This is a genomic window from uncultured Mucilaginibacter sp. (assembly GCF_903913935.1).
Lineage (GTDB): Bacteria > Bacteroidota > Bacteroidia > Sphingobacteriales > Sphingobacteriaceae > Mucilaginibacter.
On the sequence record NZ_CAIWNH010000034.1, the window covers coordinates 1 to 10,321 of the forward strand.

The window sequence follows — 10,321 nt, forward strand, 5'->3', positions numbered from 1 at the left end:
CCTGCAGATTATTTTTGCGACCAAAGCAAGGCACCCCTTGAGAATTATGGAGCAAAGGTAAGAATGATTTCGGAATTCGGATGTTCGATTTCGGATTTGTTGTTTTTGTGACCTGGGAGGCTTCGCTATTTCCGATTTGTAATATTATCTATAAATTTGAAAAAAGCAATATTATGAGTACCGCAGAATTAAAGGAAAAACTGATAGCGCAAATTACCGACACAGATAATGATGAGTTATTAAGTGAGCTATCAACTATGCTTTATGTTGGATCGAAATCTGTAAACGGCGTTTATCAAATGAGTGAAGCTGAGCGAGAAGCGGTTGAAGATGGTTTGGAGCAGATCAGGAACGGCCAGTGGATATCGGATGAAGAAGCAAATCGCCAGGTAGAAGAATGGCTGCGAAAGTAGTATGGTCAGTTCGCGCACAACGCGAACGGTTTGAAATTCCCGAATATTGGATAAATCCAAAACCTATAGCCGGAAACTTTATCAACAATTTCAAATAGGAATGAAAAAAGTGGCCGAAATGCCAGAGTCAGGAATTCCCACAGAAAATCCGGATGTAAGATTCAAAATTATTAAGGATTACATCGTTTACTATCACATTAGTTCTTCTAAAACAATTGAAGTTCTTACCGTCTGGGATAGCCGGAGAAACCCCAGGAAGTTTAAGTTGAAGTAAAAAATTTCATCTCTTACCTCTTTTATAATAATTTAAAGCACATCTTTCTCAACTTTCGGACTTCCGGTCTTTCGGACTTTCCGACTAAAACCCTACTTTTGCAAACTTTATAAATCAGTACCATGTTAAGAACACATACTTGCGGCGAATTAAATATCAGTCATTTAGGGCAAACGGTAACTTTATGCGGCTGGGTCCAAAAATCACGCGACCTGGGCGCAATGACATTTATTGACGTGCGCGACCGTTATGGTTTAACCCAGTTGGTATTTAATACCGACAGCGATGACTCCTTGCGGGAAACCAGCCGTTCACTCGGCCGTGAGTTTGTGATACAGGTTACCGGTACCGTGTTGGAACGTACCAGCAAGAACGCTAAAATGCCCACCGGCGAGATCGAGATCGGCGTTAGCAAAATTGAGATATTGAACGGCGCCAAGGTTCCGCCGTTTATGATAGAGGATGAAACCGACGGTGGCGAGGAGCTGCGCGCCAAATACCGTTACCTTGATCTGCGCCGCAACCCTATCCGCAACAACCTGATGCTCCGCCATAAAATGGCGCAGGAAGTGCGTAAATATTTGGATGGCCTTGATTTTATAGAGGTTGAAACCCCGGTATTGATCAAATCGACCCCCGAAGGCGCACGCGACTTTGTGGTGCCAAGCCGCATGAACCCGGGCGAGTTTTACGCCCTGCCGCAATCGCCCCAAACTTTTAAGCAATTGCTGATGGTAAGCGGTTTCGACAGGTATTTCCAGATCGTGAAATGTTTCAGGGATGAGGATCTGCGTGCGGACAGGCAGCCGGAATTTACACAGATCGACTGCGAGATGGCTTTCATCACCCAGGAAGATATTTTAAATGTTTTTGAAGGGCTAACCCAGCACTTGTTCAGGACCGTTAAAGGGATCGAATTAGGCAGCGTACCGCGGATGCAATATGCTGATGCGATGCGGTTATATGGATCGGACAAACCGGATATCCGTTTCGGGATGCAGTTTGTGGAGCTGAATGATCTAGTAAAAGGCAAAGGTTTCGGCATTTTTGATAATGCGGAACTGGTGGTCGGCATCAACGCCAAAGGCTGCGCCGAATACACCCGCAAGCAAATTGACGAACTGACCGAATGGTTAAAACGCCCACAAATTGGCGTTACCGGCATGATCTATTGTCGTTACCAGAGTGATGGTACGCTAAAATCATCCGTGGATAAATTTTATGGCGAAGACGACCTCACCAACTGGGCAGCTGCTTTTGAAGCTGAACCGGGCGATATGATGTTTGTTTTAGCAGGCAATGCCGAAAAAGTACGCAAACAACTAAACGAACTCCGCCTGGAGATGGGCAACCGTTTGGGACTGCGTGATAAAAATACTTTTGCCCCGCTATGGGTGCTTGATTTCCCGCTGCTGGAGTGGGACGAAGAAACCAGCCGTTACCATGCCATGCACCACCCCTTCACTTCGCCAAAGCCGGAGGATATTGCTTTGCTGGATACTCATCCTGGTGATGTGAGGGCCAATGCCTATGATTTGGTGATCAACGGTACAGAAGTGGGCGGCGGCTCTATCCGGATCCACGACCGGGCTTTGCAATCCCTGATGTTTAAACACCTGGGCTTTTCGCCGGAAGAAGCGCAAAAACAATTCGGCTTTTTAATGGATGCCTTTGAATACGGCGCACCTCCGCATGGCGGCCTTGCCTTCGGTTTCGACCGTATGGTGTCTATCTTCGCCGGGCTGGATTCTATCCGCGACGTGATCGCCTTCCCTAAAAACAATTCAGGCAGGGACGTGATGATTGATACGCCATCAACTATTTCTGATCTTCAGATGAATGAGCTGAAGATAAAAACGGCGTTGTAGGAAGTCATTTAGTCATTGGGTCATTGGGTCATTGAGTCATTAGGTGGTGGGTAGGTAAGATACAATATTCCCGCGCCATTCATCGTTACCCTACCAATCTAATAATTAAGCAATTGAGAATTTTTTTTATCTTTTTGCTATTGGCAACCTTTTGTTCAGGTTGCTCCATGGTGAGCAAACAATGGTATTACGTACCCTCCGCCGCGCATCAAACCATAAAAACCCGCGATATCTATTTTAAAGTAGTGCGCCAGCAGTTTGATATTGCCGATTCTTCGGGCAAACCTATCGGCACCATAGGTACAAGTAACGGCCAGGGGCTGCCGCTTTTAGGCGGACCGTTATTCCTGGCGGTGTTTCCGGTGGGGCTGGTTAATATTTTTTATAAAGGCAATGTGCAATTTGAAATGGACCTGCTCGAAACGCCCCGTGATGGCTATTTTATGTCGCTGGCGATTGACAGCGACAGCTACAAAACAATAGTCGACTCGTTAAAGGCGCTGCGCATCATGACCGTGCGGCCCTTAAAAACCAACGCCTGTTATATGATCGTTAACGGCACAAAAAAGGTACCCCTGCACGTAAGTGAATATTTTTTGGGCTTTACCACCAGCCACAGCTACCGGCTGCGTGCTAGTATCCGTTTCGGGCAGGTGCGCACGGTTACCATTGTTACCGGGAACCCTATGCTGGACAGGGTGCTGAAAAATATCACCTTTAAACGCAAGTCCCGGATTATTTTTGATGAATTGGGGGTTAGTTAGGGGGGATAGGTCATTGGGTCATTTGCTGCGCGTCATTGGGTCATTGTTGGGGGGCAGTAAGCGTGTTTTTTAAAATAAATGTTTACTTTTAACACAACAATTAACCTCCCAAATCCATGAAAAGAAAGATTCTGATCACTGCTGCATTGCTCCTTACCTTTGGCGCGGCATTCGCCTGGTTTGCCGGCGTAGATGGCAAATGGAACGCGATGCTGAAAGGGCCCGATGGCAATGAATTCCCGATATCGTATACCTTTAAAACCAGCGACACCACACTTACCGGTTCGGTGACCTCATCTATTGGCACTTTTGCAATTTCGGATGGTAAGGTTAAGGGCGACAGTATATGGTTTACCGCGCATATCAATACCATGGCAATAAAAAACCGCGGCCGCTATTACGCCGATGGCGATTCCATCAGCCTGCGGGTGGGTAAGCGGGCTACGCATACTAATTTGAAAAGGGGGAATTAGGCATTGGTCACCTGCCTGCCGGCAGGCAGGTTTGCTGCGCGTCATTGGTCATTGGTTGGTGGGGAGGATAAGCAGGGAGCAATAACCAAAAAAAACCGTCATGCTGTCCGCCCATTGGCGGATCAGCACCCCACACGCTGAGCCGCGCGCTATTAACCAAGCGCTGAGCCACCAATTTATTTGCTTATCGTTACGATATCACTAAAGGTGCATGGTGCGCATACGGCTTTGCCGTTTAAGGTGATCTTACTTACCACCGATGTGGAATAACACCTGCTTTGGGTAACCGAAACATCCATATGTACGGTATCGGAAGGCAGCGCGGCCAGCTTTAAAATATATGTTTGCGTTTGATGGCCTTCAATTACCAAAAATCTTTTGTCTTTTTGCGTGCTATCCACCAATAAATTAACGTTGCTGCCTGTTACCGAGCTGGTAACCGTTAAATCGCTCAGTTTATAGGGCGAGGTGGGCGATAAAAGCAGGTCGGCGCCGGTGGTTTTGTCAACGATGCGCACATTGGCCGATAGCAATTGCATCGGCAAAAACAGTACCGCGCACTGCGTGTCGGTGTTTTTTTTGCAGGCGCTCCATCCGCTGCAGGCTAAAAGCAATAGTAAAAGGTATTTGGTTTTCATAACATTATTATTTTATCACGTTGTATGGGGAAGCAATCAGGCGTTTTGCATCGCCGCCAGGCTATTTGCTTATCGTTACCACATCACTATAGCTACAGGGTGCGCAAACGGCTTTGCCGTTTAAGGTGATTTTACCCACAAACGGCGTAGCATAACACCTGCTTTGGGTAACCGAAACATCCATGTGTACGGTATCGGCAGGCAGCGCGGCCAGCTTTACAATCCAGGTTTGTGTTTCAAAGCCGTGAAGCACTACAAACCTTTTGTCTTTATGTACGCTATCCACCCAAAAGTTAACGGTAGCGTTCTGTAAGGAGGTGCTTACCGATAGATCGCTTAGTTTATAGGGGGATGTGGGCGATAAAAACAAATCTGCACTGGTGGTTTTATCAACGATGCGTACATTGGCTGATAACATAATCGGCGCCAGGGGCAGGGCCAGGCACTGTGGCTGGGTGTTTTTTTTGCAGGCGCTCCAGCCGCTGCAGGCCAATAGCAATAGTAAAAGGTGTTTGGTTTTCATCGCGTTGAGTTGTTTAAATCGGATCTCGCGGTATAGGTGCATGGGCTACAGGTTTAAGGTTTATTTTTTAATAGCTTGTTTCCCGCTGGCATCGCTTTCAACGGTGTTTTTTTACAAGATACGAAGCGCGGGGCGTAAATGTAACATGCGGTAGAAGATAAATGAAAGCGATGGCGGGCAGCGGGCAAAAAACATTTTTCTTTAATGGCGTAATTGCACCAGGTACCTTTCAGCAATTTGATACGAAAATTGATGGCAATCAAATATCAATGTGTTGTTTACTCCGGGCTTTCCTTTTTTAATTCCCCTAACAATTTGGTTAAACTCCTTAGCGGCTTGTATGATCAGCATTGGTTTGGCGATGGGGAGGTTATGGGCCGGCAGCACGCGGGTTGATTTAGCCGCCCATTGCACTTCCCTGGCGCGAGTATGCAGTGCCGGGCTGTGCGGCCGGGTACTCGTGCCCCGCAGACAGGTCGCCGATGTAATTTGTGATGCCTTTGTATTTGCCGACATATTATAACACTCACAGATAAGCATGTTTGCTACCTATCAGCGGGGCACGAGTACTCCACCTCTTTTGGCCTGCGCTGCATACTCGCGCCAGAGGAGGTGAGAATGCCACGCAGCAAATTTTTACGAACAAAACTTTGCATTTTTGGCTGATTTTCATTAGTTTCAACATCGATAACCTATTACCTGTTAAATTCGTACCAATAGTCGGGACATGGATTTTTCTTGGTCATATTTTTGATAACCAATCTAAAATCATTGTTTTAAAGATATATTTGCCACTAATTGCAGAAAGAATGAGCCAGGCTGAGTACATAAAAGACATCGCGAAGTTCGGATTAGAAAACGATCAGGAGAAACTCTTGTCAGCGCTGAACGACCTGATCGAGCATTCCAAGCATACCAAAAAGGTCAATTTCGCGCTTCAGCTCCAGTCGATCGTTAAAGAGTCAGCTAAGGGCCAAAAGACGAACGCGCTCGTTCATCACGCCTCAGATGCTTACTACAACCGCCAAGATGACCGCGATTTCAGCGAGCTGATCTTGGAAAAGCTGACTTCGGATTACACACTAGCGAACCTCATTGCCGCACCGGACGTCAACCATGAACTGAAAATGTTCATCAAAGAGCATTCCTCACTGTTATTACTGCAAAAATACGACCTGCCGGTAGCCAATAAGGTATTGCTGTACGGCCCGTCGGGCTGCGGCAAGACATTGGCGTCCTATGTCATTGCCGGCGAATTAAAGAAAACGATGGTCGTGGTCAATCTCGGCGCGATCGTCTCATCTAAATTAGGCGAAACCAGTAAGAACCTGTCCCGTATTTTCCGCCGCGCCGCGATCGAGGATTGCATCATTTTTATTGATGAATTCGATTCCCTTGGCAAAGTCCGGGATTACAGCCAGGACCATGGCGAAATGAAAAGGGTGGTCAATACCATCCTACAGCTTTTCGATTACCTGCCGCAAAGCTGCCTGGTCATTGCGGCGACCAATCAAAAGGACATGCTCGATGAGGCCCTGATGCGTCGTTTCGATCTCCATCTCGGTCTGGAACTCCCCAGTGAAAAACAGGTGCGGGAACTGATTGATCTTGTACTAAAAAAGGGAAATTTCGTGCTCGATACCCCACGCTCGCTTACCACATTGATCAAGGCAGCCAAAGGTCTTTCTTACTATAGTGTCCAAAAAACGCTGATCACTGCGATCAAGCGCAGCCTACTGGAAACGACTGGTGAGGCCACACCAATGGCCGTTGTCGTAAAAACCGCGTTATGGCGCGAACTGATCACGCAGGAACTCAAAGCGCTCAAATAATCCTTTTTATTCCGCATCTGCCTCTGCAATACCGTCCGCGCGGGCGATATTAAGATGTTCATTAACCAGCAGCATTTCGTTGTATAACTGACCGGTATTCTTTCCTGCCGGCATTTTTTCTTCTATCCTGATCGCCAACGAAAATGGATGGGCATGCTGATAAGCGCGTTCCGAGCCAGGGAAGAGCTGTTTGCTAAGGCGGCAGTTTACCCCGATCTTAAAAGTATGGTCCTCGTTGATCAGGTCGTCCAAGCCGACACTGAAAGTGATCTTCTGGGTATTCATGTTCGGGATCGGCTTATTAATATAGCGGCCGCTCTGCGACCACCGCAGCGTAGTTTTCAGCAAGGAATCCACATCCTCCTCTTTCTTGAGGATATCTGTCGGCGAATGGTTCTTAAAAAAACAGAAGGCCATATGTACCGGGCAATAGGCCATTTGGCTGTTGAGCACCGGGATAAAGCTGAAACTTAATGTTGCAGTGATGCGCAGCAGCCCGGTTTTGTTTTTGAGTTTACCACTGGTCAGATAGTCGGGGAAATGGATTGGAAAGACCGCTAACTTTTCCGCCTCAACAGTATCCTCGATCAAAAAAGTGATACTGTTGTCGTCTGACAGTAAACTCGCTTCGTCATTGACCAGGCCATGACCACAAACTTTATTCAGTAATTTGTCGTTGGGTTGCGAGAACCGGATCAGTTCCAGGGAAGCCGCGTTTACGATCAGTGCTTTGATCGACTGGGCACGGATACCGGGGTAGGCTGACTGTATACGGGCGGCCGTATTGGCGACAAGCGGTGCTGCGTAACTCGTGCCCACGCCTTCACAGAAGCTTTCGGTCGGATCGGCGGACAGCACTTCCATTGAGGCTTTGGATCCCTGTCCGAAAAAACGCCCGCTGCTGTGCAGCTCGTAATCACCTCCGACCTCTAGCACATCCGGCCGGAAGTAGTGTTTATTCAGCTTTTTGCTTGAAAAGAAGGGCGTTAGGTCGATATGGCTGCGCCGGGTGTAAAGGGCTGGATATTCCCGGCTGTCTGCGATACCGCAAAACGGCCCGCCGCGGAGGCTGCCTGCCGCTGCTCCGACGATTAGGTTGCTCATGGAGTCGGCCGGTGCGCATAAATTCGTCTCTGGCTTGCTGAAATAGCCCAGGCTATACCCGCTCTGGCTTTCGGCCAGCTCATTGTTGGCGGTACAGATCATGATCAGGCAGTCATTTTCGTGCGCGAACCGGTCCAGTTCGCAGGCGTAGGTTGAATGCAGTTCGTTCAGTAATTTGGGTTGCTTATAGCAGATCGTCAGAACAAAGATCTTCAGGTTTCGGTATTTTGCTTTGGCGTCCTTTAAGAGCTGCAATACCTGCGACTGCGCGATAAAACCGGAATTTTTATCAAGGATCTTCATGGAAAGGACACGCGCATCAGCGGCAATATCGCCACGGTATCCTTGGGCATAGGGTTTCTTGCCCAGCGCAGCAAGCGCTGCGACTGCTGTCCCGTGGCCGCTGCCGCCGGAACTGTTATCTTCGTTAACGGGGCTACCGGTCAGATTGAAAGCCGGGTCAGCCACCAAAATATCCTTGAGTGGGGTCAGTGCACTGATCCCGGTATCCAGTACGCCGATCAGCGGCAGGTACTGATCCGTTCCGTTGATGATCTGAAATCCGTAGCCTCTCTGCGGCTGGTTCAGTTTCCCGGGGCGAACGATCGTTGTCAAGGCAGAGGTCACACTGGCCACGATATCGAAGTTCTGAATGATCTCAGCGATCTGTTCACCCGACAGGCCACGGATTTCCAGTTGGTTGATCTCCGTCTGATAAGTGTAGTTCAACTGAGAATTGTTCAGATAAGTTTTCAAAGCCTTGAAAATAGATTCAGAGGCGCGGTTGTTCAGCGGGAAATCGATCAGCTTAAAATTCATCAGCTCCTGTGGCTGTGCATAGCGGATGATCTGCGCGCCTGACAGCAGCTGAAAAGACTTGAGATATAAAAGATTGGTGGAATACTGGGCATCCTCGTTAAGGCCTGTCTCCTTTTCTATGAAGCGCTCAATGTTCCGAACAAAGTCCTTAAATTTGGCCCGGTTCACCACCGCAAAAAGCCCTTTATGGTTATAGTCAAAAAAGTTGGTGGCCTCCAGGCCGAATTCGTTATACCAAGGCTGGAAGAATTTACTGACGTTGAACTGTCCGTGGAATTCGATCTCGATATGGTCGATATGGTCCGGCACATTCAGGTCAGGATTCCAGAGGTCGGCTTTGGCCTGCTGGTCTAAAAGAAGCTGGTCGAGGTTGTTCTGGAAACGCAAAGCCATGCGGCGGTAATCGCTGCCCTGCTCCCGGTCGTCGTCGTCATTGTCAATGCGGCCATAGTTGAACTGTAGCTTAACAGGCTTATCAAATTGTCTGGAGGTGTTTAATTGTATGTGCGGGTTCTTGGCCATATCAGACTGAAAAACAGCGTTTAGGTGTTTTACAAATATATTGTTTCTGGCATATATATTATAATATGGCAAAATTGCTGCCAAATTCCTCCGCTGCGGCGTAGCGTAACTCTTCGCTACCGCGAGTTTAGCCCAGCGTAACTGGTGGAACGCATTATATGCAGTTTTCACAGCACGGCTTTAGTGGCGAGTGAAAACCGCAGCCATGCAATACTAGGGGTTGCAAACCTGTGGCAGCATCCATAAAAAGAAGAAAAAAGCACCAAAAGCGCTGACACGTTTTTGTCAGTGACAAAATTTTGTCAGCAGTTAAGTTGTTAATATTCAGCTTTGTAGCGCTTTGTAGCAGGGTGTAGCATGTGTAGCGCTACGCTACAAAATTGTATTTTTTACGGAATGAACATGCTGTGCTATTTTCCCTCTTTTTGTGGCAAAAGCCAGGGTTATACCGGCGCGTTGCGTAAGGGGGCGTCGCGGATACCGGCCCGGGGCAGTTTGCTTTAGGAGTTGGCAGTAGCAGTTAAGGAAAATGTAAGGTTGTGGAGAAGCGCCTAAGGCCCCGTGAAGTATGAGCAAAGCACCCGACCGCCGCTTCTATCAGCGGGGGTTACGCCCTTAATTTTCAGTTTGCAGTTATGAGTTTGCAGTTGGCAGCGGCGCCAACCATCTAAAAACCATGTCATTGCGAGCGAGGAACGAGCGAAGCAACCTCGTCGCCATTGCATCACCGCCAACCGTGCCACCAATGCATAGCCGTCGACCTGTCAGCGACGAGGTTGCCGCGCTGCGCTCGCAATGACATGGGGGTTAGGTGCGGTGGTTGGTCGCCAAAAAAATAATTGACGCCTATTTTCATACAAATTATTCTTTAAAAATCCAAGTAAATTACAGAAATTATTTGTGTGCCAGGTGTCCCGGGTTTATTCATCCGTTCCGGGTGGTTCAGGTGCCCCTTGCCTTATTTACCTTGCCTCCGCCAAATACGCCGCTAAACTGTTGATGCGCTCGGCTACGATGGCTATTTGCTGCCTGGCTTCCGTCCAGTTGCATTGTTCGATGGCTTGGCGGATGCCGGGCAGGGTTTTTACGCC

At 48.1% G+C, this 10,321-nt stretch carries 12 protein-coding genes; 6 read left to right on the forward strand and 6 right to left on the reverse strand.

What is annotated here, in order from left to right:
• Positions 1 to 173: 173 nt before the first annotated feature.
• From QZY09_RS01390 to QZY09_RS01405, 5 genes are all read left to right on the forward strand, one after another.
• On the forward strand, positions 174 to 413 hold the full coding sequence (locus QZY09_RS01390; protein WP_295667207.1) for a hypothetical protein: 240 nt from the start codon (positions 174 to 176) through the stop codon (positions 411 to 413).
• Between the two features lie 46 nt (positions 414 to 459).
• Entirely contained in the window at positions 460 to 687 is a 228-nt protein-coding gene (locus tag QZY09_RS24650; protein WP_367119151.1) for a type II toxin-antitoxin system RelE/ParE family toxin, read from the forward strand.
• Positions 688 to 809: 122 nt separating this feature from the next.
• Positions 810 to 2,555: an aspartate--tRNA ligase gene (aspS, locus tag QZY09_RS01395; protein ID WP_295667211.1), complete on the forward strand. Its 1,746-nt coding sequence runs from the start codon at positions 810 to 812 to the stop codon at positions 2,553 to 2,555.
• Between the two features lie 113 nt (positions 2,556 to 2,668).
• Positions 2,669 to 3,319, forward strand: coding sequence for a hypothetical protein (locus QZY09_RS01400; RefSeq protein WP_295667214.1), 651 nt, complete (start codon positions 2,669 to 2,671; stop codon positions 3,317 to 3,319).
• Between the two features lie 116 nt (positions 3,320 to 3,435).
• The gene (locus tag QZY09_RS01405) at positions 3,436 to 3,792 is read left to right on the forward strand and encodes a hypothetical protein (RefSeq protein WP_295667216.1); all 357 of its coding nucleotides are present in this window, start codon (positions 3,436 to 3,438) and stop codon (positions 3,790 to 3,792) included.
• A gap of 7 nt (positions 3,793 to 3,799) precedes the next feature.
• On the opposite strand, the gene QZY09_RS01410 is transcribed toward QZY09_RS01405, so the two are convergent.
• The 4 genes from QZY09_RS01410 to QZY09_RS01425 form a co-directional block, all read right to left on the reverse strand.
• Complete coding sequence (locus QZY09_RS01410; RefSeq protein WP_295667219.1) at positions 3,800 to 3,964, reverse strand: hypothetical protein; 165 nt, start codon at positions 3,962 to 3,964, stop codon at positions 3,800 to 3,802.
• Positions 3,965 to 3,968: 4 nt separating this feature from the next.
• Positions 3,969 to 4,430, reverse strand: coding sequence for a hypothetical protein (locus QZY09_RS01415; protein WP_295667223.1), 462 nt, complete (start codon positions 4,428 to 4,430; stop codon positions 3,969 to 3,971).
• A 61-nt stretch (positions 4,431 to 4,491) separates the two neighbouring features.
• Complete coding sequence (locus QZY09_RS01420; RefSeq protein ID WP_295667225.1) at positions 4,492 to 4,953, reverse strand: hypothetical protein; 462 nt, start codon at positions 4,951 to 4,953, stop codon at positions 4,492 to 4,494.
• Between the two features lie 201 nt (positions 4,954 to 5,154).
• The gene (locus tag QZY09_RS01425) at positions 5,155 to 5,469 is read right to left on the reverse strand and encodes a hypothetical protein (protein ID WP_295667228.1); all 315 of its coding nucleotides are present in this window, start codon (positions 5,467 to 5,469) and stop codon (positions 5,155 to 5,157) included.
• A gap of 293 nt (positions 5,470 to 5,762) precedes the next feature.
• Between QZY09_RS01425 and QZY09_RS01430 the strand changes: the two genes are divergently transcribed.
• Complete coding sequence (locus QZY09_RS01430; protein ID WP_295667232.1) at positions 5,763 to 6,785, forward strand: AAA family ATPase; 1,023 nt, start codon at positions 5,763 to 5,765, stop codon at positions 6,783 to 6,785.
• A 6-nt stretch (positions 6,786 to 6,791) separates the two neighbouring features.
• Here QZY09_RS01430 and QZY09_RS01435 read toward each other — a convergent pair whose 3' ends face one another.
• Together QZY09_RS01435 and QZY09_RS01440 are read right to left on the reverse strand one after the other, a co-directional pair.
• Complete coding sequence (locus QZY09_RS01435; protein WP_295667236.1) at positions 6,792 to 9,230, reverse strand: S8 family serine peptidase; 2,439 nt, start codon at positions 9,228 to 9,230, stop codon at positions 6,792 to 6,794.
• 962 nt (positions 9,231 to 10,192) lie between these two features.
• Entirely contained in the window at positions 10,193 to 10,309 is a 117-nt protein-coding gene (locus tag QZY09_RS01440) for a transferrin receptor-like dimerization domain-containing protein (protein ID WP_295667238.1), read from the reverse strand.
• Between the last annotated feature and the right edge of the window lie 12 nt (positions 10,310 to 10,321).

Excerpts from the sequence above, each read along its gene's own strand:
- QZY09_RS01405 (WP_295667216.1), top strand. The coding sequence starts at position 3,436 with ATGAAAAGAAAGATTCTGATCACTGCTGCATTGCTCCTTACCTTTGGC.
- QZY09_RS01425 (WP_295667228.1), bottom strand. The coding sequence starts at position 5,469 with ATGTCGGCAAATACAAAGGCATCACAAATTACATCGGCGACCTGTCTG.
- QZY09_RS01420 (WP_295667225.1), bottom strand. The coding sequence starts at position 4,953 with ATGAAAACCAAACACCTTTTACTATTGCTATTGGCCTGCAGCGGCTGG.
- QZY09_RS01430 (WP_295667232.1), top strand. The coding sequence starts at position 5,763 with ATGAGCCAGGCTGAGTACATAAAAGACATCGCGAAGTTCGGATTAGAA.
- aspS (WP_295667211.1), top strand. The coding sequence starts at position 810 with ATGTTAAGAACACATACTTGCGGCGAATTAAATATCAGTCATTTAGGG.
- QZY09_RS01415 (WP_295667223.1), bottom strand. The coding sequence starts at position 4,430 with ATGAAAACCAAATACCTTTTACTATTGCTTTTAGCCTGCAGCGGATGG.
- QZY09_RS01390 (WP_295667207.1), top strand. The coding sequence starts at position 174 with ATGAGTACCGCAGAATTAAAGGAAAAACTGATAGCGCAAATTACCGAC.
- QZY09_RS01435 (WP_295667236.1), bottom strand. The coding sequence starts at position 9,230 with ATGGCCAAGAACCCGCACATACAATTAAACACCTCCAGACAATTTGAT.